Origin of the sequence: Streptomyces sp. NPDC001851 (assembly GCF_040297165.1) — a bacterium.
In the GTDB taxonomy this organism is placed as follows: domain Bacteria; phylum Actinomycetota; class Actinomycetes; order Streptomycetales; family Streptomycetaceae; genus Streptomyces.
Genome location: NZ_JBEOYR010000033.1, coordinates 16,350 through 40,636, shown reverse-complemented (window position 1 = coordinate 40,636; position 24,287 = coordinate 16,350). Strand labels below are relative to the sequence as shown.

Annotated in this window: 24 protein-coding genes, 1 tRNA gene and 3 pseudogenes; 18 read left to right on the top strand and 10 right to left on the bottom strand. The window is 72.0% G+C overall.

What is annotated here, in order from left to right; genetic code table 11:
• Positions 1-12: 12 nt before the first annotated feature.
• Genes ABT171_RS35480 through ABT171_RS35445 form a run of 8 tightly spaced genes read left to right on the top strand, consistent with a single transcriptional unit; the run spans position 13 to position 7,629 of the window.
• Complete coding sequence (locus tag ABT171_RS35480; RefSeq protein ID WP_351250520.1) at positions 13-438, top strand: phage tail protein; 426 nt, start codon at positions 13-15, stop codon at positions 436-438.
• Between the two features lie 36 nt (positions 439-474).
• A complete protein-coding gene (locus tag ABT171_RS35475; RefSeq protein ID WP_351250519.1) occupies positions 475-1,197 on the top strand; it encodes a CIS tube protein in 723 nt (240 codons plus the stop codon).
• Positions 1,194-3,020, top strand: coding sequence for a VgrG-related protein (locus ABT171_RS35470; RefSeq protein ID WP_351250518.1), 1,827 nt, complete (start codon positions 1,194-1,196; stop codon positions 3,018-3,020). Before ABT171_RS35475 ends, ABT171_RS35470 begins: the two co-directional genes overlap by 4 nt.
• Before the next feature lie 60 nt (positions 3,021-3,080).
• Complete coding sequence (locus ABT171_RS35465) at positions 3,081-3,398, top strand: PAAR domain-containing protein (RefSeq protein ID WP_351250517.1); 318 nt, start codon at positions 3,081-3,083, stop codon at positions 3,396-3,398.
• Positions 3,398-3,820 carry a GPW/gp25 family protein gene (locus ABT171_RS35460; RefSeq protein ID WP_351250516.1) on the top strand — a complete coding sequence of 141 codons (423 nt, stop codon included), beginning with the start codon at positions 3,398-3,400 and terminating at the stop codon, positions 3,818-3,820. The genes ABT171_RS35465 and ABT171_RS35460 overlap by 1 nt, the downstream gene beginning before the upstream one ends.
• Positions 3,820-5,778: a putative baseplate assembly protein gene (locus ABT171_RS35455; protein ID WP_351250515.1), complete on the top strand. Its 1,959-nt coding sequence runs from the start codon at positions 3,820-3,822 to the stop codon at positions 5,776-5,778. The genes ABT171_RS35460 and ABT171_RS35455 overlap by 1 nt, the downstream gene beginning before the upstream one ends.
• Positions 5,775-6,338 (top strand): phage tail protein, encoded by a 564-nt coding sequence (locus ABT171_RS35450; RefSeq protein ID WP_351250514.1) that lies wholly within the window; start codon positions 5,775-5,777, stop codon positions 6,336-6,338. Before ABT171_RS35455 ends, ABT171_RS35450 begins: the two co-directional genes overlap by 4 nt.
• Positions 6,339-6,342: 4 nt before the next feature.
• On the top strand, positions 6,343-7,629 hold the full coding sequence (locus ABT171_RS35445; protein WP_351250513.1) for a zinc ribbon domain-containing protein: 1,287 nt from the start codon (positions 6,343-6,345) through the stop codon (positions 7,627-7,629).
• 70 nt (positions 7,630-7,699) lie between these two features.
• Here the strand turns inward: ABT171_RS35445 and ABT171_RS35440 are convergent, their stop codons facing one another.
• The 3 genes and pseudogenes from ABT171_RS35440 to ABT171_RS35430 form a co-directional block, all read right to left on the bottom strand.
• Complete coding sequence (locus ABT171_RS35440; RefSeq protein ID WP_351250512.1) at positions 7,700-8,551, bottom strand: geranyl diphosphate 2-C-methyltransferase; 852 nt, start codon at positions 8,549-8,551, stop codon at positions 7,700-7,702.
• Between the two features lie 30 nt (positions 8,552-8,581).
• Entirely contained in the window at positions 8,582-9,739 is a 1,158-nt protein-coding gene (locus ABT171_RS35435; protein WP_351250511.1) for a family 2 encapsulin nanocompartment cargo protein terpene cyclase, read from the bottom strand.
• A gap of 10 nt (positions 9,740-9,749) precedes the next feature.
• Positions 9,750-10,979: pseudogene (locus ABT171_RS35430) on the bottom strand (family 2B encapsulin nanocompartment shell protein); the annotation flags it as partial.
• Here ABT171_RS35430 and ABT171_RS42025 point away from each other — a divergent pair.
• Complete coding sequence (locus tag ABT171_RS42025) at positions 10,912-11,568, top strand: DUF8175 domain-containg protein (RefSeq protein WP_503077879.1); 657 nt, start codon at positions 10,912-10,914, stop codon at positions 11,566-11,568. The pseudogene ABT171_RS35430 and the gene ABT171_RS42025 overlap by 68 nt on opposite strands.
• Before the next feature lie 97 nt (positions 11,569-11,665).
• Here ABT171_RS42025 and ABT171_RS35420 read toward each other — a convergent pair whose 3' ends face one another.
• Entirely contained in the window at positions 11,666-11,929 is a 264-nt protein-coding gene (locus ABT171_RS35420) for a hypothetical protein (RefSeq protein WP_351250509.1), read from the bottom strand.
• A gap of 28 nt (positions 11,930-11,957) precedes the next feature.
• Positions 11,958-12,458 (bottom strand): hypothetical protein, encoded by a 501-nt coding sequence (locus ABT171_RS35415; RefSeq protein ID WP_351250508.1) that lies wholly within the window; start codon positions 12,456-12,458, stop codon positions 11,958-11,960.
• Between the two features lie 470 nt (positions 12,459-12,928).
• Between ABT171_RS35415 and ABT171_RS35410 the strand changes: the two genes are divergently transcribed.
• Together ABT171_RS35410 and ABT171_RS35405 are read left to right on the top strand one after the other, a co-directional pair.
• On the top strand, positions 12,929-13,534 hold the full coding sequence (locus tag ABT171_RS35410; protein ID WP_351250507.1) for a TetR/AcrR family transcriptional regulator: 606 nt from the start codon (positions 12,929-12,931) through the stop codon (positions 13,532-13,534).
• 10 nt (positions 13,535-13,544) lie between these two features.
• Positions 13,545-13,910, top strand: coding sequence for a VOC family protein (locus ABT171_RS35405; RefSeq protein ID WP_351250506.1), 366 nt, complete (start codon positions 13,545-13,547; stop codon positions 13,908-13,910).
• On the opposite strand, the pseudogene ABT171_RS35400 reads toward ABT171_RS35405, so the two are convergent.
• Positions 13,894-15,081, bottom strand: a pseudogene (locus ABT171_RS35400) (IS701 family transposase). The gene ABT171_RS35405 and the pseudogene ABT171_RS35400 sit on opposite strands and share 17 nt — an antisense overlap.
• Before the next feature lie 182 nt (positions 15,082-15,263).
• Positions 15,264-15,337: transfer RNA gene (locus tag ABT171_RS35395), tRNA-Pro, on the bottom strand.
• Between the two features lie 116 nt (positions 15,338-15,453).
• Between ABT171_RS35395 and ABT171_RS35390 the strand changes: the two genes are divergently transcribed.
• From ABT171_RS35390 to ABT171_RS35380, 3 genes are all read left to right on the top strand, one after another.
• Positions 15,454-15,960 (top strand): DUF309 domain-containing protein, encoded by a 507-nt coding sequence (locus ABT171_RS35390; protein ID WP_351250505.1) that lies wholly within the window; start codon positions 15,454-15,456, stop codon positions 15,958-15,960.
• Between the two features lie 58 nt (positions 15,961-16,018).
• On the top strand, positions 16,019-16,792 hold the full coding sequence (gene cobF / locus ABT171_RS35385) for a precorrin-6A synthase (deacetylating) (RefSeq protein ID WP_351250504.1): 774 nt from the start codon (positions 16,019-16,021) through the stop codon (positions 16,790-16,792).
• Positions 16,793-17,145: 353 nt separating this feature from the next.
• Positions 17,146-18,039 (top strand): TIGR01458 family HAD-type hydrolase, encoded by an 894-nt coding sequence (locus ABT171_RS35380; RefSeq protein WP_351250503.1) that lies wholly within the window; start codon positions 17,146-17,148, stop codon positions 18,037-18,039.
• Here the strand turns inward: ABT171_RS35380 and ABT171_RS35375 are convergent.
• The 3 genes and pseudogenes from ABT171_RS35375 to ABT171_RS35365 form a co-directional block, all read right to left on the bottom strand.
• Positions 18,028-18,807 (bottom strand): sulfite exporter TauE/SafE family protein, encoded by a 780-nt coding sequence (locus tag ABT171_RS35375; RefSeq protein WP_351250502.1) that lies wholly within the window; start codon positions 18,805-18,807, stop codon positions 18,028-18,030. The genes ABT171_RS35380 and ABT171_RS35375 overlap by 12 nt on opposite strands.
• A 72-nt stretch (positions 18,808-18,879) precedes the next feature.
• Positions 18,880-20,395 (bottom strand): annotated as a pseudogene (locus ABT171_RS35370) (long-chain-fatty-acid--CoA ligase).
• Between the two features lie 60 nt (positions 20,396-20,455).
• On the bottom strand, positions 20,456-21,643 hold the full coding sequence (locus ABT171_RS35365) for a thiolase family protein (protein WP_351250501.1): 1,188 nt from the start codon (positions 21,641-21,643) through the stop codon (positions 20,456-20,458).
• 162 nt (positions 21,644-21,805) lie between these two features.
• Here ABT171_RS35365 and ABT171_RS35360 point away from each other — a divergent pair, with 162 nt between their 5' ends.
• The 4 genes from ABT171_RS35360 (at position 21,806) to ABT171_RS35345 (ending at position 24,271) form a co-directional block, all read left to right on the top strand.
• Positions 21,806-22,615, top strand: coding sequence for an alpha/beta hydrolase (locus ABT171_RS35360; protein WP_351250500.1), 810 nt, complete (start codon positions 21,806-21,808; stop codon positions 22,613-22,615).
• A 91-nt stretch (positions 22,616-22,706) separates the two neighbouring features.
• A complete protein-coding gene (locus ABT171_RS35355) occupies positions 22,707-23,198 on the top strand; it encodes a Dps family protein (protein WP_351250499.1) in 492 nt (163 codons plus the stop codon).
• Positions 23,199-23,264: 66 nt separating this feature from the next.
• The gene (locus tag ABT171_RS35350; RefSeq protein ID WP_351250498.1) at positions 23,265-23,606 is read left to right on the top strand and encodes a DUF3140 domain-containing protein; all 342 of its coding nucleotides are present in this window, start codon (positions 23,265-23,267) and stop codon (positions 23,604-23,606) included.
• Positions 23,607-23,623: 17 nt separating this feature from the next.
• Positions 23,624-24,271 carry an endonuclease gene (locus ABT171_RS35345; protein ID WP_351250497.1) on the top strand — a complete coding sequence of 216 codons (648 nt, stop codon included), beginning with the start codon at positions 23,624-23,626 and terminating at the stop codon, positions 24,269-24,271.
• Positions 24,272-24,287 lie beyond the last annotated feature (16 nt).

Sequence of the window (24,287 nt, the reverse complement as noted above, 5' to 3'; positions counted from 1 at the left end):
GATGACCAACGGATGACGGACAACATCTTCGCGACGAGCGTGTTCTTCCGGCTCGCTATCGGCGGCAACGACCTGGGCGCCTTCCACACCTGCTCCGGCATGGGAGCCGAGGTGGAGATGGAGAGCTATGCCGAGGGCGGCAACAACGGCTTCACCTGGCAGCTGCCCGGCCGCGTCACCTGGTCGAACATCACACTGACCCGGCCGGTCACCGCCGACACGGCGAAGATCGGACGCTGGCTCGACCAGACGCTGCGGCGCGTGGAGCCCAAGGACGGGGAGATCGTGGCGCTGCGTCCGGACCTGACCCGGATCATCAGCTGGCAGGTGCTCGGCATCGTGCCGGTGCGCTGGCAGGGGCCGTCCTTCGACCCGTCGTCCGCCGAGGCGGCGGTGGAGACGCTGGAGATCGCCCATGAAGGTCTGCGGCCCTCCTGACGTTCCCTCACCAGCGCACGGAAGGAGTGCCCTCGTATGTCCCCTGCGGTCCGCACCAGCCGGGCCAGGGCGCAGCTGACCCTGAAGGAGCCCCCGGCCGCGGTCGGTGCCCGGCCCGGCGGCACGATCGCCCGGCTGGACCTGCAGTTCAACCCCTCCAGCCTCCAGCTGCGCAAGACCACCGAGTGGCGGCGCAGCCCGTCCCGGATGGCCGGGCAGTCGGCGCTGCCGGAGTTCGTGGGCAGCGGGCCGCGGGAGCTGAGCCTGGAGGTCTTCCTCGACGCGACCTCGACCCACGACGACTCGGTCGAGCAGGCGGTGGAGAAGCTGATGAAGGCCTGTGTGCCGACCCCGGCGAGCCTCGCCCGCAAGAAACCGGCCAGCCCCTGGGTGCGGTTCGAGTGGGGCACCGCCCGGACGACCTCGTTCGACGGGGTGCTGTCGAGCCTGTCGGTGACGTACTCGCTCTTCGACGTGGACGGCAAGCCGCTGCGGGCGACCTGCGCGCTCTCGGTGGCGGAGGCGAGCGTCGACCCGCCGGGACAGAACCCCACCTCCGGCGCGCGCACGGCCCGCAGCACCCACACTCTCGTGGCCGGGGACAGCCTGGCGCTGCTGGCCTGGCGGGAGTACGGCGACGCGACGGCCTGGCGGGTCATCGCCGAGGCCAATGGGATCGACGACCCGCTGGCCCTGGTGCCGGGCACCGAACTGGTGGTCCCGGCGCTGGGGGACGCGGGCGGTGAGGAGGGGCCATGACCACACCCGAGGCGCGGGGCGGCCGGTCCTTCGCGGCGGACCCCGTCGTGGAGGCGCCCGGCGAGCTGCCGCCGGTCTGGTCGGCGCAGCTGGTGAGCTGTGTGGTGGACGAGAACGTGGGCCTGCCGGACACCGCGGTGCTCACCTACCGCGATCCCGACCACGAGTTCCTGAAGTCCACCGGTATCACCCTCGGCACACCGCTGCGGGTGTCGGTGGTGACGGTGGCCGGGCAGGCGCGGGAGCGGCTGTTCAACGGCGAGGTGACGGCGGTGGAGATCGACCGCGACGGCACCGGCTCGTTCACGGTGGTGCGCGCCTACTCCGTCGCCCACCGGCTGCAGCGCGGCCGGAAGGTGGTGGCGTACCGGAACATGACGGCCGCCGCCATCGTCCGCAAGGTGGCCGCCGGTGCGGGGCTTCCGTGCGGGAAGGTGGAGGCCGCGCCGGTCACCTACCGGCAGTTGTCGCAGGCCAACGTCTCCGACTGGGAGTTCCTGCGGTACCTGGCGGGCGAGCACGGGGCCCAGGTGCGGGTCGACGACCAGGGGGTGCTGCAGTTCACCCGGCCCGAGAAGGCCTCCGGTGCGCCCGCGCCGTCCACCCCGGCCACGCAGAGCCCGATGGTGCTGGAGTACGGGCGGAACCTGCTGGCGCTGCGGGCCTCGCTGTCGGGGGCGGACGGCGCGTCCTCGGTCGAGGTGCGCGGCTGGGACGCCACCACCAAGACGCCGCTGGTCGCCCGGCACCAGTCGGTGACCAGCGAGACGGTGCTGCCCGGACTCGCCCCGCAGTTCGCCGCCCGGTTCGGGAAGTCGGCGAAGCTGACGGTGACCGACACGCCGTACCGCACCCAGGCCGAGACGACGGCGGTCGCGGAGGCGACGGCCGCGCAGGTGAGTGCGGGCTTCGGCGAGTGGGAGGCGGTCGCCGAGGGCAACCCGCGGCTGCGGGCCGGCCGGCCGGTCGCGCTCGGCAACGTGGGGCCCGCCTTCTCCGGCCGGTACACGGCGACGGCGGTGCAGCACAGCCTGGAACCGCACGGCGGCTACCGGACCACGGTCTGGGTGAGTGCCAGCCCCGACCGGTCCCTGGCCGGCCTGGTGACCGGCGCGAACGCGCCCGACCGCGGGCCGCGCCTCCCGGGCCTGGCGATCGGCGTGGTGACGGACGTACGGGAACCGGGCGGCGCGCAGAGCGGCGGGGTGCGGCTCAGGTTCCCCTGGCTGGACGACACATACGTCACCGACTGGGTGCGGACGGTGCAGTGGGGCGGCAGGGGCGGGGGCGGTGTGGTGAGCCCCGAGGTCAACGACGAGGTGCTGGTCGGTTTCGAACAGGGGCTGCTGGACAGCCCGTACGTCATCGGCGGCCTGTACAACGGCGTGGACCGGCCCTCGCCGCACGACGTGCCGCTGGTGGACCGGACCAGCGGCAAGGTCAACCGCCGTTCCGTGGTGTCCCGTTCGGGTCATCGGGTGGAACTGCTCGACGCCCCGGCGCCGGGGCCGTCCGGGGTGCGGCTGCGCACCGCGGACGAGCGGCTGGACGTGCTGCTGGACGACCGGAACAACCGGATCGAGCTGACGGTGTACGCGGCCGGCGGCCGGCGGGCGCTGTCCCTGGTCCGGCTGGACGACCAGGGCATCACGCTCGACGCGAAGACCGGCAAGGTCAGCGTGCGGGGCGGGAGCGTGGAGATCGACGGCACCACGGCGGTCCGGGTCGGCGGCCGGTCGGTGAGCGTCACCGGACAGGCCGACGTCACGCTGGACGGCGGCCTGCTGGGGGTGCTCAAGGCGAACCTCGTACGCATCAACTGACATTCATTCATGTACCGCACAAGGCCCTTGGGGCCGCGACCGTTCTTCGAGGAGCCCGGCATGCCCGCCGCAGCCCGTACCGGCGACCCCACCAGCCACGGGGGTGTGATCGCCACCCCGCCGCCCGGCGCCGCCACGGCGGTGGCGCGCGTGCTGATCGGCGGCCGTCCCGCCGCCGTCGTGGGCAGCCTGCACACCTGTGCGATGCCGCCGCACCTCGCCCTGGGGCCGGCCGACGTGATCCTGCCCAGCCCGGCCGCACTCGCCTCCGGCCAGGTGCTCATCGGCGGGTTGCCGGCCGCGCGGGCGGGCGACTCCACGGCGTGCGGCGCGACGGTCCAGATCGGCGCCCCGAACGTCCTGATCGGGGGTCTGTGATGAGCGAACGGTTCATCGGGCGCGGCTGGGCGTTCCCGCTGCGGGTCGGGCCGACCGGCGGGATCGCCATGGTGGAGCGCGAACGGGAGATCGAGGAGGCGATCCGGCTGGTGCTGGGCACCGCGCCCGGCGAGCGCCCGATGCGCCCGGAGTTCGGCTGCGGCATCCACGACTACGTCTTCGCGCCCGGCGACGGCGCCACCGCCGGGCGGATCGCCCAGCAGGTGCGCGAGGCGCTGGAGCGGTGGGAGCCGCGGATCGGCGTGGACGAGGTGGTGGTGGCGTACGACGCGGTGGACGCCGGAACCCTCTACATCGACGTGCGCTACACGGTGCGGTCCACCAACGACCGGCGCAACCTGGTGTTTCCCTTCTACACGATCCCCTCCGAGGAGGGGGCCGAGGAAGCGGTCGCGGACTGATGGCCCTGCCCTCCCCCAACCTGGACGACCGGCGGTTCCAGCAACTCGTCGACGAGGCGAAGCGGTATGTGCAGCAGCGCGCCCCGGAGTGGACCGACCACAACGTCTCCGATCCGGGCGTCACCCTGATCGAGACGTTCGCGTACCTGGTGGACCAGTTGCTGTACCGGCTGAACCGGGTTCCGGACAAGAACTACACGGCTTTCCTCGACCTGCTGGGCATCCGGCTGTTCCCGCCGTCCGCGGCAACGGCCGAGGTCGACTTCTGGCTGTCGGCGCCGCAGCCCGACACGGTGACACTGCCCGCGGGCACCGAGGTGACCACGGCGGACGGCGAGGCGGAACAGCCCGTGGTGTTCGCGACCACCGGTGAACTGCGCATCGTGCCCAGCGAGTTGACGAGGCTGGTGACCGCGCCCCGGACGGGCGAGCACGCCGACCGGACCGGTGAACTCGCCGAGGGCCGCGACGTACGGTGCTTCCAGGTGTCCCCCGAGCCGGGTGACGCGCTGCTGTTCGGGCTGCCGACGGCGGTGCCGCGGTGCGTGGTCGCCGTACGGCTGGACAGCCGGGTGGAGGGCGTCGGGGTGGACCCGCGCCAGCCGCCGCTGGTGTGGGAGGCGTGGGACGGCGGCCACTGGCAGGTCTGCGAGACCGGCTCGGACACCACCGGCGGGCTGAACCGGCCGGGCGAGGTCGTCGTGTACGTCCCGGCCGGGCACACGGCGTCCGTGATCGGCGGGACCCGGGCGGGCTGGCTGCGCTGCCGGGTGACCGAGCCGGAGCCGGGCCAGCCGTTCTACTCGGAGTCCCCGACGGTGCGTGAGGCGAGCGTGTTCACGGTCGGCGGCACCATGGCCGTCGAGCACGCGGAGACCGTCACCGACGTGCCGCTCGGCACATCGGAGGGGGTGCCGGGGCAGACGTTCCGGCTCGGCCGGCCGCCGGTGCTGCTGGACGGCGGGCCGCCGGTGGTGGAGGTCTCCTCGGCCGACGGCTGGCGCCGCTGGGAGGTGGTGGAGCACTTCGGCCGCTCGGGCCCCGGGGACCGGCACGTCCAGGTGGACGCGACCACCGGCGAGTTCGCCTTCGCGCCGGCGCTGCGCGAACCGGACGGCACGCTGCGGCTGTGCGGCGCCGTACCGGAGAAGGGCGCACAGATCCGGGTGGCCCGGTACCGCACCGGCGGCGGCCCGGCCGGCAATGTGGCGCGCGGCGCGATCTCGGTGCTGCGCAGTTCGGTCCCGTACATCGCGCGGGTCGGCAACCGGGAGGCCGCGCGCGGCGGGGTGGACGGGGAGACGGTCGGCAACGCGAAGCTGCGGGCCCCGGACGCGCTGCGGATGCAGGAGCGGGCGGTGACCGCCGAGGACTACGAGATCATCGCCCGGCAGGCGGCACCCTCCGTGCACCGGGTGCGCTGCCTGCCCGCGGCGGACGGGGCGGGCGCGGTACGGGTGCTGGTGGTGCCGGACGCGGTGGCCGACGACGGCGACCGGCTGCGGTTCGAGCAGCTGATCCCGTCGGACCAGATGCTGACGGCGATCACCGGCAGCCTGGACGAGCGGCGGCTGATCGGCACCCGGCTGCTGGTGGAGCCGCCGGTCTACCAGGGGGTCACCGTGGTCGCGCGGCTCGCGGCGCCGCCCGAGGACACCGACCGGGTGCGGGAGGCGGCGCTCGCCGCGCTGTTCCGGTACCTCAACCCGCTGCGCGGCGGGCCCGACGGCACCGGGTGGCCGTTCGGCCGGCCGGTGCAGTACGGGGAGGTGTTCGGCGTGCTGCAACGCGCCACCGGCAACGCGCTGGTGGAGGAGATCCGGCTGTTCGCCGCCGACCCGGTCACCGGGCGGCGCGGTGCGCCGGCGGACCGCATCGACGTGGCCGAGGGCGCGCTGGTGTTCTCCTACCAGCACCAGGTCGCCGTACAGCCCCTCGCCGGGGAGGCCCGCGGATGAGCCGCGCCGCCGTTCCCGGTCTGCCGAGCCGGCATCCCATCGGCGACCTGCTGCCCGCGCTGTACGCCGACGACGACTTCGCCCAGCGGTTCACGGCGGGGCTGGACACCGTCCTCGCCCCGGTGTTCGCGACCCTCGACAACCTGCCCGCCTATCTCGACCCCCGGGTGGCGCCGCTCGACTTCGTGGTCTGGCTGGCGTCCTGGGTGGGCGCCGCCGACGATCCCGGATGGCCCGCGGAGCTGCGCCGCGAGGCGGTGGTACGCGCGCTGGAACTGCACCGCTGGCGCGGCACCCGGCGCGGTCTGGTGGAGCGGCTGCGGCTCACACTCGGCGTGAACGCCGATGTGGTCGGCGACGGCGGGGCGGTGTGGTCGCGTACCGCGGGCGCCGCGCTGCCGCCGGAACCGTCCGGCGAGGTGGTGGTCCGGGTGTGGCCGGGCCGCGATCCGGAGGTGGACGGGGGCAGGGTCCGGGAGCTCGTCCGGTCCCTGTGTCCGGTGCATGTCTCATGCCGGGTGGAGGTCCTGCCCGGCCCGCCCACCGGCGAAGGGAGGTGACGTCGTGCGCGCCTGTCCCTCGTGCGGGGCGTCCAACGACCCCGCTGACGACTTCTGCGGCAACTGCGGGGCGTATCTGGGCTGGTCGGAGGGCGGCACGCGCAGCGCGTCCGCGCCTTCGACCGCCCCTGAGCCTCCGGCACCGGAGGCCGGCGGGCACCACCCGGCGCCGGGTGATGCGGCACCGGCCACGGCGTCGCCGGAGGGCGCCGGACGGACGCCCCGGACCGCTCCGTCTCCGTCGGCGGCCGTCGACACGGGCACCGCGGCCGACGCCGGCGACGGCACGGCGCGGCACGACGAGCCATTGCCCGCGACGCACACCGCGACCGGGACCGGCACCGGCACCGACTCGGACAGCCGGAACGACAGCGGCAGCGGGGGCGGGGGCCGTACCGGTCGGGAGAGCGGTGACGGTGTCGGCGGAAGCCGCGGTCCGAGGGGGCGCCCCGCCGTACCCGGGCAGGTCCCGGCCCCGGAGGCGGCGCGGCAGGCCGGGGCGCCGCAGCCCGAACCCGTGCTGCCCGTGCGGCCCGCGAAACCGGTCGCGCCGCGTCCCGTCGTACGGCCCGTGACGGAACCGGAGGCGGTGCCGGGGCTGCCGTGCCCGGTGTGCGGCACGCCCAACCCGCCGGGCCGCCGGTTCTGCCGGCGCTGCGCCAGTCCGCTGGGCCGGGCGGCGGACCGTGCGCCGCTGCCGTGGTGGCGGACGGTCTGGCCGTTCCGGCGCCGGGTACGGGCGGGCTCCGGGCGGGCGGTGCGGCTCCTGGTGACCCTGGCCGTGGTGCTGGCGCTGGGCGCGGCCGGGTTCCTGCTGCTGCCGGCCGGCCGGGCCCTGTTCGAGGACACCCGGGACAAGCTCGGCGGGGTGAAGGCGGTCACCCCGGTCGGGGTGAAGGCCGGCGCCCAGGTGCCCTCGCATCCGGCGACGAACACCACGGACGGCCTCAACAACCACTACTGGGGAGCGCCCGGCGCGGGTGCCTCGGTGACGTACACCTTCGGCACACCGTTCCGGCTGGTCGATCTCATCATCACCAACGGCGCCTCGACGTCACCGCAGGAGTACGCCGGTGAGGCCCGGGCACTCCGGATGGATCTGGAGGTCACGTCGGCGGACGGCGCGGTGCACCGCAGCAAGCTCACCCTCAGCGACAAGCCGGGATCGCAGACCTTCCCGACCGGGATCAGCGACGTGGTACGCGTACGGCTGGTACTGCGGTCGGTCACGGGACTCACGGCACATCGTCATGTCGCGCTCGCGGAGGTGGAGTTCTTCCAGCGCGGCTGATGCGCGCGCATGGCCGGCGGGTCCTGCGGAGCGTGGGTGCCGCGTCCGCGCTCCACAGGTCACCGGTCCCTCAGACCCGGTCCGCCGCGATCAGCAGGTAGTGGAAGCTGCCCTCCTTGTACGCCGTGAGGAACGGCTCCTCGACACCCGTGGCCAGCGAGGACTTGGCGCGCAGCTCCCAGTAGGGGATGGTCGCGTCGGTGAGGTCGACGACGTTCATCGGGACCAGGCCGTTCGCGGCCATGGCCTTGAAGTAGGCGCTGCGCGGGTGGATGTTGCAGGTGTAGTGCTCGTCGATGCGGCTGACGGCCTTGGAGCGGCCGCCCGTCACGTCGTTGTAGCAGCCCGTGATGACGACGTAACGGCCACCGAAGGCGAGTTGGCGGGCGTGCTCGGCGAACAGGTCGAACAGGTCCACGTACATGGTGGACTCGTTGTTCCAGATGCCCTGGAACGCGCCGGTCGGCAGGCCGGTGTCCAGCATGTTGCGGAAGTGGTAGCGCACCTTGTCGTCCACACCCCGCTTGCGGGCCTGGCCGCCCGCGAACTCCACCTGGGCCTCGGAGATGGAGACACCGTCGACCTGGCAGCCGAAGCGGGCGTTGGCCATGATGCTGGTGCCGCCACGGCCGCAGCCGGCGTCCAGCAGACGGTGGCCGGGGGCGATGGGGCCGAGGTGGTCGAGCAGGACGTCGGCCTGGGCCGACTCCAGGCGGTGGAGTTCGGCGATGATGCGCTCGTCACGGGTGCCCTCGGGGCCGTCCAGGACGGAGGGGTCGTAGTCGCCGATCCCGTAGTGGTGGTGGTAGAGGCCGTCGACGTCGCCGAGGCGCAGGTTGACCGGGTTCTTCTCGGCGTTCCAGTAGTCCGCCACGGACTTCTGGTACGCGGTGCGGAGGACGGGGGCAGGGGTGGTGGTCATGAGAGGGGTGCTCCTTGCCGTGTGCGGAAGTCAGGACGTGGTGGAGGTGTAGCGCCGGCTGCCGCTGTGCCACGCGCGGTTGCCGCCCAGCCAGGCCCACACCCCCGCGAGGAAGCGGCGCAGTTGGGGGGAGCCGGTCAGGGCCAGGGCCGCCGCCTCCGTCTCGAAGGTGCGGACCAGCTCGTCGTGGATCGCAGCGCTCCGCTCGACCGCCTCGCGCGGCGTGCAGTGCTCCTCGGCGGCGATCACGGTCGGCAGATTGAACTCCACGCCGTCCGAGTGGTGTTCCTTCGCCATCGAGTACAGGTCGTTGACGAGCGTGGCGGCCGTGGATGCCATGGTCACGGCGCGGCGGACGCGCGGGTCGGCGTACTCGGCGGCGGGCAGGACGTAGCCGCCGACCATGTCGGTCATCGCGACACACGGGACGAAACTGTTGATCTGGCGGTGCGCCAGGTACTCCCAGACGGCGGGCATCCGGCCCTGGGTGCGCCAGGATCCCTCCTGTGCGTAGCCGACGAACAGGACCGCCACCTCGTGGTGCAGCCGGGCCAGTTGGGACCGGTCGGCGTACCTGGCCATGTGCGCGAAGGCGGAGCGCAGGGCGGTTCGCACCGGGTCGTCCCGCATGGCCTGCTCGACGGCGGGCACGTAGCGGAGCGGAGGGTGAGCTGGGTCGATGGCCGCGTAGGCGAGGCCTAGGTGCGCGCCGAGCAGCACCGGCGCGGATCCCATGGTCTCGTCGTCGCAGTAGTAGTCGTCCGTGGCCCACTCCGCCAGGGCGCACTTGCCGGCGGCCAGCAGCCGGTCCGGGTCGTCGGTGTCGGGGTGCGCGAGCATCATCAGACGTCCGAAATCCGCCGCGCGGACGCGGTCGAGGCGGCCGGCGTAGAGGCCGGTCTCCTCGGCCCACGCCAGCAGGCGGGCGTTGACCTCCGCGGCGAGCGCCGGGTCGTCGCGGAGCGCGGGCGGGCAGTACAGCTCGGGGACCGCGGTGCCCGCGGTGTCCTTGCGGCGGGCCGTGATCCGGGCGGCCGAGGTGCCCAGCCCGGTCGGCACGGTCGGCACGGGGGACGGCTTCGCCGGTCCCTCCGGGCGGACACCGGGGTGCTCGGTGAGCAGCGCGGCCACGAGCCGGGCCACGTCGTGACCGGCCGCGGGTGCGGTGATCCGGGACAGCAGTGACACGGGGTTCTCCCTACGACGGCGCGCCGAAGACCTCGACGTTCTCCAGCACGCCGAGCGCGTCCGGCACGAGAACGGCCGCCGAGTAGTAGGTGCTGACCAGGTAGGAGATGACCGCCTGTTCGTTGATGCCCATGAAGCGGACGTTCAGGCCCGGCTCGTACTCGTCCGGGATCCCGGTCTGCCGCAGGCCTACGACGCCCTGCTGGTCCTCGCCCAGGCGCATCGCGAGGATCGCGGAGGTGCCCTGCTCGGAGACCGGGATCTTGCCGCAGGACAGGATGGGCACGCCGCGCCAGGCCGGCACCGGGTGTCCGCCGACCTCGGCGGTGTCGAACGCGAGCCCACGCTTGTTGCACTCGCGGCCGAAGGCGGAGATCGCCCGCGGGTGGGCGAAGAACGCCTTCGTCCCGCGTCGCATGCTGAGCAGTTCGTCCATGTCGTCCGGGGTGGGCGGGCCGGAGTGGGTGGAGATGCGCTGGCTGTAGTCGGCGTTGTGCAGCAGCCCGAACTCGGGGTTGTTGACCAGCTCGGACTCCTGGCGCTCGCGCAGCGCCTCGATGGTCAGCCGCAGCTGCTGTTCGACCTGGTCCATCGGGTCGTTGTAGAGGTCCGCGACCCGGCTGTGCACCCGCAGGACGGTCTGCGCGACGCTCAGCTCGTACTCGCGGGGCCGCAGTTCGTAGTCGACGAACGTGCCGGGCAGCACCGGCTCGCCGGTGTGACCGGATGCGAGGGCGATGGCCGCCTCGCCCTTCTTGTTCTGCGGCCGCGCCCGTTCGGCCCGGCGCCGCCGGACATGGGCCCGCAGCCCCTCGTTCCGGTCCGCCACCTCCTCGTACGCGGTGCGGGGCAGCGCCAGAACCGTGCACGCCGTCAACGCGCGCGCCGTGAACTCCCAGGTGCCCGGCTCCTCGTCGACCACCTGCCCGCCGAGGAAGGCGCCGTCGGCCAGCACGCCGCGGCGGGTCTCCTCGCCGTACCGGCCGGGCGCGAGCTTCTCGACCTTGCCGTGCGCGATCAGGTGGACGTGGTCGACGGGCCGGCCCTGCCGGACCATCACCTGGCCGGGCTCGTACTCCCGCTGCTCGCACCGCTCGGCCAGGGCGCGCAGTACGGCCTCGTCGTCGAAGCCGCGCAGCAGCGGCAGTTCGGCCAGCTCGGCGGGGACGACCCTGACCGCGGCCCCCTCCTGGACGAACGTCACCCGGCCGTCGCCGACCTCGTACACCAGCCGCCGGTCACATCAGCCCGTCCCACACTGCCCAGGCCACCAGTTCCGGCCAAGGAAAGGCTGCGGGCTGGCCGACACCAACCAGACCCCGCCCACCAGCACACCCAAAGACGTCACCTGGCAACTCATCAAGGGCGATGCGCTGCCCGCTTCACCGAGCGCCGGCCCGGGCAGGATGGAAGGTCCCATCGCCCGCTGCTATGCCCACACGCCACTCGGCGCACTGATCGCCGCCTCCCAGATCGGCGACCGGCTGGGTTTGGCGTCCAACCGCGAAGCAACCGACATCCTCAAGCAACAGGCCGTCCCCGGCCCGGGCGTAGACCACGATCTCCGGATACTGGCTGGGCCCGAGGTAGGAGACGGCAGCAGCGAGGGGCAACTGGCCGGCTTCCAGTTCGTCGGCTACACCCCCGACACCGCCGTCATCAACCTCGTCAGCCGAATGGACAACGGCACCTTCAACGTCGCCACCTTTACCGTGAAGTGGCTCGACGGGGACTGGAAAATCCAGATCCAGGCCGGCGGGGCAGACAGTTCCAATGTCTCGCAAGTCGCGAGCCTGGCCGGGTACGTGACCTGGAGCGGCACCAACTGAGCGGCTGTCGAGGGCCTTGCCGAGTGCGGATGCCAGCGGACCGGTCAGCCGCCGCGGGTTCGCCGGCGCTATTATGCGCCCCTCGCCTAGATTTCAACTACATGGTGCTAGCTGCTCCCAGTCGATAGGGGTAAGTCTGCTCAGGTGTTTTTGAGTCTGAGTTCTCGGCTGGTTCAATATGTCGATCACGGTCGGCTACCCACCATTTTCCCGCCGCCTGAAACTGCAGATTGTAATCTTCATTTTTCGCGTAAAGCTCTTTGTGTTGCGCGAAATAATCACCGCCCTTCCGATCCGGTGGCAGCGGCTCCAGTCCATCCAGCAGCTCCTGGCCGGCGAGGCCTACATTCGCCTTCCCCACGACCAGGTCCCCAAAGTCATGTGTGACTTCAGATTCGGTTGCCGGTAGCGATAACGTAGATCGACAGCGCCAATCCAAGCAGGCCGAGCACCAGGGTGCCGATCAACCAGGTGACGTGCGGCTTGATCCCGGCCACTCGCTGTCCCACCCGACACATATCCAGCTCTTTGACACGGTCTGCTCGTACGTCAGAATCATGGTGGGCAAGGTCCCAACGGCGCATGCGTTCGAAGTCACGAAGCCAGGCATACTCTGCCAGCTGGTTGCGACGCTGTCTCATGATCAAGTTGGCAGCCATAGCTGCAACGAAAGCAGCCGCGAATCCCGCAGCGACGCTCGCGGCGCGGCTGACCTCATGGGCGGTCGCTGCGTTCAGCAGCAGCGCCTGGGCAGCAAAGATGATGGCAGGAACCTGCCACGCCCTGTCTTCAACAGCCTGTCGCCTCGCTGCAACTACGTGATATTGGGCGTCCGACACTTCTTTTGCGAGGGGATCATTGTCAAGTTCACACCGAGGCTCCTGCGTCATGGCGTGATTACATCGTGCCTCGCCGCATGAGGCAAAGCTGACACGAGCGTGCCACCCGTTGCAATCAAAACTGTAATTCCTCATTGATAGAGTGTCCGCTTTTTCGCTCTTGTGAATACTTGCCCATGGTTATCGCAGCTGCCTCGCAGCAAGGGGGCTCAAGTGGGCGCTCCAACAGCAGGGGAGGCATATGAGGGTTCGGGCTATGTCGTGGTCGACGAGCTCGGCCGCCCGCTTGAAGACTGACAAACTGCGCCGTGAGGCACGCAAGCTCATGGAACAAGCCGGTGTCCGTCGAGTACGCCTCTACGACGCGCGCCACGCAGTGCTGCCCTGGACGGCCAACAACGGCGTACCGGACACGGTGGTCTCGGCCTGGGCGAGGCTCGGCGATCCCTTGACCGGAGTGAGCACTCACTCCGATACTTGCCTCCATGACGACCGCACCCAGTCGGCGAAGAGCGCCGGCGATGGACCCCGACAGCCGCCGGGAGATGATCGTTCGTGCCGCGCTTCCCCTCGTGATCGAGCACGGCAGCGCGGTGACGACACGCCAGGTCGCCCGGGCCGCAGGCATCGGGGAGGGCACTATCTTCCGCGTCTTCGCGGACAAGGAGGAACTCCTTGACGCGTGCGTGACCGAGGCGCTCAGTCCGGCCCACGCCCTCGACGAACTCGCCCTGGTATCTATGGACCAGCCGCTTGCCGACCGGCTGACCGAGGCTGCCTCGGCGCTGCACGCCCACCTGGACCGGGTCGGCGCGGTGGTCGGGGCGCTTCATGCGACGGGCGGGCGGGGACGAAGTGGCCGTCCCGGCAGCGCAGGGGCGCCGCCTGATCGTGCGGCCGGTTCCCTTCCCGTTCGAGAGGCGCTGGCCGAACTCTTCGAGCTTGAGCGGGAGTCGCTGCGGGTGCCTCCCGAGCAGGCAGCATTGATCTTCCTAGGTCTCCTGTTCGTCGGGGCCGGCAGGCCGCCAACCGGAGGCGAGCCGACGGATCCGGCGCTGCAATTGGGAGTGCGCGACCTCGTCGACGTCTTCCTGCACGGCGTCCTGTCCCAGCCAGTCGATATCTGAGAGACAGAGCATGTCCATCACGCTGAACCACACCATCGTTCCAGCCATCGACAACGAGGCAGCAGCGCGCTTCTTCGCCTCCGTCATGGGACTGGACTATCGAGGCGCAGACCGGCATTTCGCTCCGGTCCAGGTCAACGATTCCCTGACCCTGGACTTCATGTCCGTCGAGAATCCGGTCGGCCACCACCTGGCCTTCGACGTGGACCCGTCGTCCTTCGACGAGATCCTCGCCCGGCTCAACTCCGCCGGGGTGCCCTATGGCAACGATCCCAGCGAGCCCGACAACGGCCGGATCGACCACCCGTTGTGCCCTCGCGGCCTGTACTTCACCGATGACGCCGGAAACCTCTACGAGGTCATGTCCCCCAAGTAGCGGCCCTCCGGCTTTGTCGGCGGTCATGGCCGGCGCGGGCTCCGGCTTGATGGCGGCGCCGCCAGGCGGACCAGCGGAGCCGGTGGGCCAGGCCGTGATCGGGTCGGACAGCGGCACTGATGAACAGGTGCTGGATCTCGTTGCAGGTCAGCGGGATCAGCTCGTCCGGCGCGGGGTGGTGTGCGTGTTCGTGTGCGCGGAGGCGAGGAACGCGTGGGCCAGCATGGCGAGGGTGACCCAGCGGGCCCGGGAGGGATAGCGGCGGACCTGGTGCTCGTCCAGACCGGCCAGCCCCTTCTCGCTTTGGAATGTCTCCTCCACCCGCCATCTGGAACCTGCGACCTTGACCAGGGTGGCCAGGGATGCCGGCGTGGTGGAGTGGCAGCGGTAGTAGGCGAGTTCACCGGTGGTGCGGTTGCGGCGGATCAGGAGTTGGTAGCGGCCCGGTGCCGTTTCGGTGAGGTCGATGACGGCCCAGTCGTAGAACCGCTGCCCCTTCTCGCCGGGCCCGGCCGAGAGCTTCTGCCAGGCCCGCCTGGGCACCTTCCGCGCCAGGGCATCGGCGCGGAACGTGCCTGCGGCGGTGGGCGCTTCGGCCGAGCAGGCCACCGCGAGGACGTAACCGATGCCGTGGTTCTCCAGAGCCGTCCGCAGTTTCGGGTTGCCGCCGTAGACCTCGTCCCCCGTGACCCAGCCGACGCGGTGTCCAGCATCCAGGAACCGTTCGATCATCACCCGGCCCAGTTCCGGCTTGGTCGTGAAGACAGTGTCCTCACTGAGCCCTGCGGCCCGGCAGCGGCGGGGTTGCACGTCCAGGAGCGCGGGATGTACAGATCCCGGTCCACGGCCGCGTGCCCCCGGCGTAGACGAAGTAGACCGCGACCTGGGAGTTCTCGATCCGTCCGGCCGTGCCGGTGTACTGGCGCTGGACACCGACGGTGTGCCTACCCTTCTTCACGTCGCCGGTCTCGTCGACGACCAGCAGTGAGTCCTCGTCGCGGAGGTGCCCGACGACGTATTCGCGCCCGTCATCGCGGACCGCGTCGGCATCCCAGACAGCCCGGCACAACAGGTGCTGTCCCCCCCGGCGCCGGGGCTCAACCCGCTTGAACCGGCCCGCGATCCGCCCGAGTAGATCTTCGAACGCCTCCCGCCAACGCGCTGGCTCTATGCTGTGGCCGTCTCCACACCTGCCCGATCAGCAAGCTCACGATCTACAGCTGGAGTACTAGGGGGCGCGGGGCCGACAGTGATTGTGAGGGATGGTGAGAAGTACGTCCCGGAAACGACGAAGGGCCCCGCCCCACCGAAGTGGAACAAGGCCCTGACCTGGGGAAATCCCCAGGCACGCTGTCGGGACGACAGGATTTGAACCTGCGACCCCTTGACCCCCAGTCAAGTGCGCTACCAAGCTGCGCCACGTCCCGATGCGCTCACTCGCGGTGACCCGCGTGATCGCGCGAACAGAACTTTACCCCACCTCCGGGGGTGCTCCGAAGAGGATCCGGCAGGACGTGGCGGGAGGCGGGGGACAATCGGCGGTATGACGAGTGCGGGTGCAGCGGAAGCCAGGGACCGGGACGGGGAGGGGCGGGCGCGCAACGCCCGGCCCCGGGACGGGCTCGGACGCCCGCTGCCCTACGGCGCGGAGGGCGTACCGCGACAGCCGGAGGGGGTCGTGCGGCGGCCTCAGGAGACGGTCGCCCAGGCTCAGGAGCTGCTGGACGCGGGCAGGCCGTTCCACGCGCACGAGGTGTTCGAGGACGCCTGGAAGTCGGGCCCGGAGGAGGAGCGGGTGCTGTGGCGGGGCCTGGCCCAGCTGGCGGTCGGGCTCACCCACGCGGCGCGCGGCAACGCCGTCGGCGGTGCGCGGCTGCTGCGGCGGGGCGCCGGGGCGGTCGAGGGCTGGGAGACGGAGCAGGGCGAGGACCGGCCGTACGGGATCGATCTCGCCGGGCTTCTCCGGTGGGCGCGGGAACTGGCGGCGCGAGTGGAGAGCGGGGGCCGTCCCGTGGACGCGGCAGCGGAGGCGCCCCGGCTCCGCTCCTGATGCGCCTGGTGTGCGGAGCGCCGCATCCGCTGTCCGTGGCATGCGGCAGACTCGGGGCGTGCGAAGGATTCATGTCATCGGTATCGGCGCGGGCGACCCGGACCAGCTGACCCTGCAGGCGGTCGGGGCGCTGCGGAGCACGGACGTGTTCTTCCTGCTCGACAAGGGCGAGGTGAAGAGCGATCTCACCCGGTTGCGCCGGGACATGCTGGAAGCGCATCTGCCCGAGGGGTCGTACCGGGTGGTGGAGGCCCGTGACCCGGAGCGGGACCGGAGGGCGGGCGGGCCGGACTACTCACCGGCCGTGGAGGACTGGCGCAGCGCCCGCGCGGGGATCTACGAGCGGCTGATCGCCGAGGAGCTGGGCGAGGACGGCACCGGCGCCTTTCTGGTGTGGGGCGATCCGGCGTTGTACGACAGCACGCTGGGGATCCTGCAGGAGGTGCTGGAGCGGGGCGCGGTCGCGTTCGAGTACGACGTCATACCCGGCATCAGCAGTGTCTCCGCGCTGGTCGCCCGGCATCGCACGGGACTGAACCGGGTGGCCCGGCCGGTGCAGATCACCACCGGGCGGCGGCTGGCCGAGGGCTTCCCCGAGGGCGTGGACGACGTGGTCGTGATGCTGGATGCCCACCAGGCCTTCCGGCGGTACGCCGGGGAGGACATGGACATCTACTGGGGTGCGTACATCGGCACCGCGGACGAGATCCTCGTCTCCGGCCCGATCGGCGAGGCCGGTCCCCGCATCGAGCGGGTGCGGGCCGAGGCGCGCGAGCGCAAGGGGTGGATCATGGACACGTACCTGCTGCGCAGGAACCCCGGCGACGGCTGAGGTGCCCCCGCTGCCTCGTCGTGACGCCGGGGGCGGCGGAGGGCGAGGTTGCGACGGCCACGGTCTGGACCAGTCGCCGGGCTGCGGTCGGCTGCGCGGCCGTCGCCTGGGCGCCGCTGTCCTTGACGACCGTGCGACACCGACCGTGCGACGAAGTGCAGGTCGGTCAGGTGGGCGTGCGCGGCGAGGTCCAGGCGTCGGTGCCGAGGAACACCCTGCGGCCGGGACGCGTGTGCCGTGACCGGCCTCGGCGAAGGGGCGGGTGGCGTCGACCAGGGCGTCCATGCGGTGGGTGCGCGGCCGGTCGGCCGGCCCTGCGCGCCGCCCGGGCCGCCGTCCGTACCGCGCCGGCCATGGCTCCCGGATGGGCGGTACGGCCCGCCGGCGACCTGGTGAACCGCAGGCCGGGCCGGGAGTCGTACGGGACGGTCCACCGTGCGGGTCGCTACCGTCGAGCCATGGGATCCGTGGAGTCCGTGCGTGCCGTGCTGGTCGACATCGACGGTGTCCTCACCGTCTCCTGGAAGCCGCTGCCGGGTGCCGTGGAGGCGCTGCGCGCGATCCGCGCGGCGGGGCTCGGCGTGGCGCTGGTGACCAACACGACGTCCCGTACCCGGGCGTCGATCGCCGAGACCCTGTCGGGGGCCGGATTCGAGGTGAGTGCGCAGGACGTGCTCACGGCGCCCGCCGTCACCGCCGCCCACCTCGCCGAACACTTCCCGGGCGCTCGCTGTGCCCTGCTCAACAGCGGGGACATCGGGGAGGACCTCGGTGACCTCACCCTCGTCGAGGAGCGCCCGGACGTGGTCGTCCTCGGCGGTGCGGGGGCCGAGTTCGACTACCCGGCGCTCAACCGGGCCTTCGGACATCTCCAGCGGGGCGCCCGGCTGATCGCCATGCACCGCAATCTGTACTGGCGCACCGACGACGGGCTGCAACTGGACTCGGGCGCGTTCCTGCTCGGGCTGGAGAAGGCCGCTCGGGTGGAGGCCGAGGTCACGGGCAAGCCGTCCCCGGCGTTCTTCGAGACGGCACTGGCCGGGCTCGGGGTGGGCGCGGACCGGGCGCTGATGGTGGGCGACGACATCGAGTCGGACGTGCTCGCGGCGCAGCGGGCCGGGATCACGGGGGTGCTCGTCAGGACGGGCAAGTACCAGCGGGAGACCCACGAGAACGCGAGCGGCACACCGGACCACGTGCTGGACTCCTTCGCGGACCTGCCGGCCCTGCTGGGACTAGCGCAGTAGCAGTTGGACGCCGCCCACGACGGTCGCCGCGATCACGAGTTGCTCGAAGAGTCGCTGGTTGATCCTGTTCACAGCCCACTTGCCGAACAGCGCACCGGGTACGACGAACACCGCGAGTGCGGCGTCGAGGAGCAGCGAACGGCCGTCGATCAGGCCGAGGCCCGCGCTGAACGGCACCTTCGAGACGTTCACGATGAGGAAGAAGAACGCCGACGTGCCCAGGAAGCCCAGCTTCCGGAAGCCCGCCGACAGCAGATACAGCGACATCACCGGGCCGCCCGCGTTGGCGACCATGGTGGTGAACCCGCCGAGCACGCCGTACGAGCGGGCCTTGGCGCGACCCGCCCGGGTGGTCACGGGGTCCGGCGCGGCCCCGGCCCCGCCGTTCTCGCGGCGCCGCCGCCACAGCGTGACACCGGCCATCAGCAGCAGGATCGCGCCGATCGAGGTCCGTACGATCCCGTCGTCGGCCCACACCAGGAAGAGTGTGCCGGCCACCACGCCGGCCGCGACGGCCGGGAACAGCCGCCACAGGGTGGGCCAGTGGGCGTGCCGCCGGTAGGTGAGGACGGCGAGCACGTCACCGGCGATCAGGACGGGCAGCAGCACGCCGGTGGAGGCGCGGGCCGGCAGGACCGCCGCGAAGATCGCGAGGCTCACCGTGTTGGCCCCGCTCACGGCGGTCTTGGAGAAGCCGACGAGCAGGGCCGCGCAGGCGAGCGCAGCGAACCCCCAGCCGGACAGGTGCGAGAGCGTCATCGTGTTCATGCGGGGACCGATGCTATGTCCGGACAACCCTTCGGCGTAAGGACCGTCTCGCCAGGTGACACCTGCCGCCCGCTATGCCCTGTCCGCGTACCGCGCCCGGAGTTCCCGCTTGAGCACCTTCATGCTGGGCCCGAGCGGCATCGCGTCGGTGAACTCCACCCGCCGCGGGTACTTGTGCCGGCCGAGGTGCTCCTTGGACCACTCGGTGACCGCGGCGGCGTCGAGGCCGGCGCCCGGTGCCGGTACGACGACCGCGCAGACCTCCTCGCCGTGCAGCTCGTCGGGCAGGCCGATGACCGCGACCTGGGCGATGCCCGGGTGGCGCAGCAGGACCTCCTCGACCTCACGGGGGTACACGTTGTAGCCGCCGCGGATGATGACGTCCTTCTTGCGGTCGACGATCCTCAGGAAGCCGTCCTCGTCCTTGGTGCCGAGGTCGCCGGTGCGGAACCAGCCGTCGACCAGCGCCTCGGCGGTGGCCTCGGGGCGGCCGAGGTAGCCGGAGAAGACGTTGTGGCCGCGGATGACGACCTCGCCCAGCTCGCCGGGCGGCAGCAGCTCGATGCGGCCCTCGGCCTCGGCGCGGGCGATCTCCACGTCGACGCCCCACAGCGGGTGGCCGACGGTGCCGGCCCTGGTGCCGAAGTCGGGCTGGTTGACGGTGGCCGTCGGGGAGGTCTCCGACAGCCCGTACCCCTCGTGGATCCTCGCCCCGAAGGCGGCCTCGAACCGCTCCAGCACGGCGACGGGCAGCGAGGCGCCGCCGGAGACGCACACGCGCAGTTCCGGGAGCGTCTGGGAGTCCCGGGCCGCCGCCGCCAGGGCGACGAACATGGTCGGCACCCCGTGGAAGGTGTTCACGCCCTCCTTCACCATCAGCTCGATGGCGCGGGCCGCGTCGAAGCGGGGCAGCAGGACGAGCGTGGCGCCCGCCCGCCAGGTGGAGTTGAGCGACACCGTCTGGCCGAAGGCGTGGAACAGCGGCAGCGCGCCGAGGGCGATGTCGTCGGCGCGGATGTCGTGGGCGTCGAAGGCGTTGACCGTCGCGTTCATCACGATGTTGAAGTGGCTGAGCACGGCGCCCTTCGGGACGCCGGTCGTACCGCTCGTGTAGAAGATCACCGCCGGGTCGTCGACGGCGCGCGTGACGTACGACGGCAGCGGCTCGGCGCCGGCCGCGAGCTCGTCGAACTCCTCGCCCAGGGCCACCGTCCGGATGCCCAGGGCGTCGGCGGCGGCCCGTCCGGTCTCCGCCTGCGCCGGGTGCACCAGCAGCAGGGCCGCCCCGCTGTCCTTGAGCACGTGCTCGACCTCTCCGGCCGACAGCAGCAGGTGCACGGGGACGACGACCGCGCCCGCCGCGGCGACGGCGTAGTAGGCGACCGGGAACTCGGCGGTGTTCGGGGCCATCAACGCCACCCGGTCACCCGGTCGTACGCCGAGCCCGGGCGAGCGCGCCCGCCCGGGCCAGCGCCCTGCGCCACACCTGTGCGAAGGTCAGCCGCAGATCGCCTTCGACGAGCGCCGTCTTCCCGGGACGGCGCCGGGCGTTCTCGGCCAGGATGGCGGCGACGGACAGGGTTGCCATGGAGTGCTGCTCCGTTTCCTTGCTGCGGCTCGACCGACCGGATCCCCCCGTTGGGAAGCGCTAGTGCCTCTCCACCAGCACCGCGCTGCCCTGCCCCACCCCCACGCACATGGTCGCCAGCCCCCGCCCGGCGCCCGTGCGCCGCATCCGGTGCAGGAGCGTCGTGAGGATGCGGGCGCCCGAGCAGCCGAGGGGGTGGCCGAGGGCGATGGCGCCGCCGGCCGGGTTCACCAGGTCCGGGTCGATGCCGAGCTGGTCGACGCAGGCGAGGGCCTGCGCGGCGAACGCCTCGTTGAACTCGGCCTCCTGCAGGTCGGCGATGTCCCAGCCGGCCCGGGCCAGCGCCTTGCGGGTGGCGGGGACGGGTCCGATGCCCATCACATCGGGGTGGACCCCGGCGGAGGCGCCCGCGACATAGCGGCCCAGGGACTCCAGGCCCAGCTCGTTCAGGGCCTCCTCGCTGACCAGGAGCAGTCCGGCCGCGCCGTCGTTCATCGGCGAGGCGTTGCCCGCCGTGACCGTGCCGCCCGGGCGGAAGACCGGCTTGAGGCGGCCCAGCTTCTCCAGCGAGGTGTCCTCGCGGACGCACTCGTCCTGCTCGACCACGATCCCGTCCGGGCGCGCCACGGGCAGGATCTCGTCGTCGAAGTGGCCGTTCTTGCGTGCGGCGGCGGCGAGTCGGTGGCTGCGCAGGGCGAAGGCGTCCTGCCGCTCGCGGGAGATGCCGTACCGCTCGGCGACCTCTTCGGCGGTCTGGCCCATGGAGAGCAGGCCGTGCAGGTCCTTCATCACGGGGTTGACCAGGCGCCAGCCGAGGCGGGTGTCGTACGTCTCGATGCGCTGGGGCAGGGCCTCGTCGGGGCGGGGCAGCACGAAGGGGGCGCGGCTCATCGACTCGGAGCCGCCCGCGACCACGATGTCGGCCTCGCCGGCGGCGATGGTGCGGGCGGCGGCGGTGACCGCTTCGAGTCCGGAGGCGCACAGCCGGTTGACGGTGGCGCCGGGTACGGAGTCGGGGAGGCCGGCGAGCAGGGCGGCCATGCGGGCGACGTTGCGGTTGTCCTCGCCGGCCTGGTTGGCCGCACCCCAGTAGACGTCGTCGATCCGGGCCGGGTCGAGCCCGGGCACCTCGGCCACCAGGTGGCGGATCACGCCGGCTGCCAGGTCGTCGGGGCGGACGGTGGAGAGGGCTCCGCGCAGCTTGCCGATGGGGGTGCGGCGGGCGGCCGCGAAGTGGACGGGACGCACGGCTTGGACTCCTGACCTACGACTGCTCCACGACGCTGTGGACCAGCGACCACACGGGACACTTAATTAGCACTGCTAGTTTTGGACTATAGACCTCCGACCGGCCCGCTGGGAAGATCCCACCGGACCTTCACCGAGTCGGCGGAGGAGAGCGGAGGAGACATGCCCCACGTCCGCGAGCACACCCTCGACGGGACCCGCGGCCGCCTCGCCGTACGCGAGTGGCCGCACCCGGCGCCCCGGTACCTGGCCCTGATCGTGCACGGATACGGCGAGCACGCGGGCCGGTACGACGAGCCGGCCGCCGTCCTCACCGGGCACGGGGCGGCCGTGTACGGGCCCGATCACATCGGCCACGGCAGGTCGGCCGGGGAGCGGGTGCTGATCGAGGACTTCGAGGACGTGGTCACCGATGTGCACGCGGCGGCGGACCTCGCCCGGACCGCGCACCCCGGGCTGCCGCTCGTGATGGTCGGCCACTCCATGGGCGGACTGATCGCCGCCCGCTACGCCCAGCGGTACGGCGCCGAACTGAGCGCGCTGGTCCTGTCGGGGCCGGTGATCGGCGCCTGGGAGCTGCCGGGGCGGCTGCTGGCCCTTCCGGAGATCCCGGACACCCCGGTCAGCCCGGCCGCGCTCTCCCGGGACCCGGCGGTGGGCGCCGCCTACACGGCCGACCCGCTGGTGTGGCACGGGCCGATGAAGCGGCCGACGCTGGAGGCGTTCACCCGGACCCTGGAGGCCGTCGACCGGGGCGGGGACGTGGGCGGCCTGCCGCTGCTGTGGCTGCACGGGGACGACGACCGGCTGGTCCCGCTGCCCGGCAGCCGGATCGGCGTGGAGCGGCTCGCCGGCACCCGGCTGACCGAGCGGATCTTCCCCGGGGCGCGGCACGAGGTGTTCAACGAACTCGGCAAGAAGGATGCCTTCGCCGAGGTGATCCGCTTCCTGGACGCGGCACTCCCCCGCTGACCAGGCCTGTTTTGCCCCTCCGGGCGCTGGGCACCCGCCCCTTCGGACAGAGACGACTCCTGACCGACGCGACGAAAGGGGACGGAGACACATGACCGTGGTCAAGAGCACGCTGCCCGAGGAGGCGCTCGGGGTCACCGGAGCCGCCCTGCAGGACACCCTGGTGGACCTGCTCGGGCTGTCGCTGATCGGGAAGCAGGCGCACTGGAACGTCGTGGGTCCGCGCTTCCGGTCGATCCACCTCCAGCTCGACGAGGTGGTCGCGACGGCACGCGCCCACTCCGACACGGTCGCCGAACGCGCCGCCGCGCTGGGCGTGCCCCCGGACGGCAGGCCCGAGACCCTCGCCGCGACCCTCGCGCTGCCCGGCACCAAGGACGGCTGGCTGCGTGACACCGAGGTGGTGGAGCTGATGGTGTCCGCGCTGGAGGCCGCCGTCGGCCGGCTGCGGGAGCGGATCGCGGCGACGGAGAAGCCCGACCCGGTCACCCAGGACCTGCTGATCTCCGTCACGGCCGACCTGGAGAAGCAGCGCTGGATGTTCCAGGCCGAGAACCACCCGCGCGAGAACGCCCCCGGCTAGCGCGAGAACGCCCCGAGCCGGCACGACCGCAGCCAGCACGACCGCCCCGCACGGAAGGGGAGACCCGTGGCCGACGCCCTCGAAACCGAAGCGCTGTGGGAGGACTTCCACCGCGTGGTGAACATGACCTCCGCCGAACTCGCGGCCTGGCTCCGGGTCCGCGACGCCGACGAGGAGGCCGAGCCGCTGCCCGAGGAGGCCGGCACGCCGACCGGGCAGCATGTCCTCGCCATCCTCCAGAAACGCCGTACCGACCTCACCGACGACGACATCCGCGTGATGCACGAGGTCGTCGACACGGTCGAAAGCCTCGTGGACATGGCGGACGAGCCGGAGCGGGAGACGGCGGCGGACGACGCCCGCCGCCACCGCCTGATGACCCTGGGCCACGACCCGCTCAAGCCGTAGACCGGGAGGGCCTGGTCATGAACCGTGACGAACGGGTCCTGCGCGAGCTGGTGTCCGCGTACGGACAGACGTACGCCGAGGAGGCGGGCATCAGGCTGAAGGACACCCCGCAGCCGCTGTACCGGCTGCTGGTGCTCGCCCTGCTGCTCAGCGCCCGGATCCGCGCCTCGGTCGCGGTGGCCGCCGCGCAGGCCCTGCACGAGGACCACCTCGACAGCCCGCGCCGCATGGCCGACGCCGACTGGCAGCAGCGCGTGGACGCGCTCGGCCGCGGCGGCTACCGGCGCTACGACGAGCGCACCGCCACCCAACTCGGCGACGGCGCCGAGCTGTTGCTGGACCGCTGGGCCGGAGACCTGCGCCGGCTGCACGAGGAGGCGCACGGCGACACCGGCGAACTCAGGCGGCTGCTCCAGGAGGAGCCGGGGGTCGGTCCGGCCGGCGCCGACATCTTCCTGCGCGAGGCCCAGCGCGTGTGGCCCGAGATCGCGCCCTACATCGACGGCAAGGCGCTCGACGGAGCGCGGCGCCTCGGGCTGCCGAAGGACCCGGAGAAGCTGACGAAGCTGGCCAAGGACACCGAACCGGCCGTCCTCGCCGCCGCGTTGGTGCGTGCGGCACTCGACAAGGAGGTGGCCGAGGACTGTCTCCGCCGCGCCGGATGACCATGTCGGACTGCTC

What these genes read in the sequence shown, in the direction of transcription:
- ABT171_RS35480 (WP_351250520.1), top strand. Translation starts at nt 13, where the DNA reads ATGACGGACAACATCTTCGCGACGAGCGTGTTCTTCCGGCTCGCTATC.
- ABT171_RS35475 (WP_351250519.1), top strand. Translation starts at nt 475, where the DNA reads ATGTCCCCTGCGGTCCGCACCAGCCGGGCCAGGGCGCAGCTGACCCTG.
- ABT171_RS35470 (WP_351250518.1), top strand. Translation starts at nt 1,194, where the DNA reads ATGACCACACCCGAGGCGCGGGGCGGCCGGTCCTTCGCGGCGGACCCC.
- ABT171_RS35465 (WP_351250517.1), top strand. Translation starts at nt 3,081, where the DNA reads ATGCCCGCCGCAGCCCGTACCGGCGACCCCACCAGCCACGGGGGTGTG.
- ABT171_RS35460 (WP_351250516.1), top strand. Translation starts at nt 3,398, where the DNA reads ATGAGCGAACGGTTCATCGGGCGCGGCTGGGCGTTCCCGCTGCGGGTC.
- ABT171_RS35455 (WP_351250515.1), top strand. Translation starts at nt 3,820, where the DNA reads ATGGCCCTGCCCTCCCCCAACCTGGACGACCGGCGGTTCCAGCAACTC.
- ABT171_RS35450 (WP_351250514.1), top strand. Translation starts at nt 5,775, where the DNA reads ATGAGCCGCGCCGCCGTTCCCGGTCTGCCGAGCCGGCATCCCATCGGC.
- ABT171_RS35440 (WP_351250512.1), bottom strand. Translation starts at nt 8,551, where the DNA reads ATGACCACCACCCCTGCCCCCGTCCTCCGCACCGCGTACCAGAAGTCC.
- ABT171_RS35415 (WP_351250508.1), bottom strand. Translation starts at nt 12,458, where the DNA reads ATGACGCAGGAGCCTCGGTGTGAACTTGACAATGATCCCCTCGCAAAA.
- ABT171_RS35410 (WP_351250507.1), top strand. Translation starts at nt 12,929, where the DNA reads ATGGACCCCGACAGCCGCCGGGAGATGATCGTTCGTGCCGCGCTTCCC.
- ABT171_RS35405 (WP_351250506.1), top strand. Translation starts at nt 13,545, where the DNA reads ATGTCCATCACGCTGAACCACACCATCGTTCCAGCCATCGACAACGAG.
- ABT171_RS35390 (WP_351250505.1), top strand. Translation starts at nt 15,454, where the DNA reads ATGACGAGTGCGGGTGCAGCGGAAGCCAGGGACCGGGACGGGGAGGGG.
- ABT171_RS35380 (WP_351250503.1), top strand. Translation starts at nt 17,146, where the DNA reads ATGGCTCCCGGATGGGCGGTACGGCCCGCCGGCGACCTGGTGAACCGC.
- ABT171_RS35375 (WP_351250502.1), bottom strand. Translation starts at nt 18,807, where the DNA reads ATGAACACGATGACGCTCTCGCACCTGTCCGGCTGGGGGTTCGCTGCG.
- ABT171_RS35360 (WP_351250500.1), top strand. Translation starts at nt 21,806, where the DNA reads ATGCCCCACGTCCGCGAGCACACCCTCGACGGGACCCGCGGCCGCCTC.
- ABT171_RS35355 (WP_351250499.1), top strand. Translation starts at nt 22,707, where the DNA reads ATGACCGTGGTCAAGAGCACGCTGCCCGAGGAGGCGCTCGGGGTCACC.
- ABT171_RS35345 (WP_351250497.1), top strand. Translation starts at nt 23,624, where the DNA reads ATGAACCGTGACGAACGGGTCCTGCGCGAGCTGGTGTCCGCGTACGGA.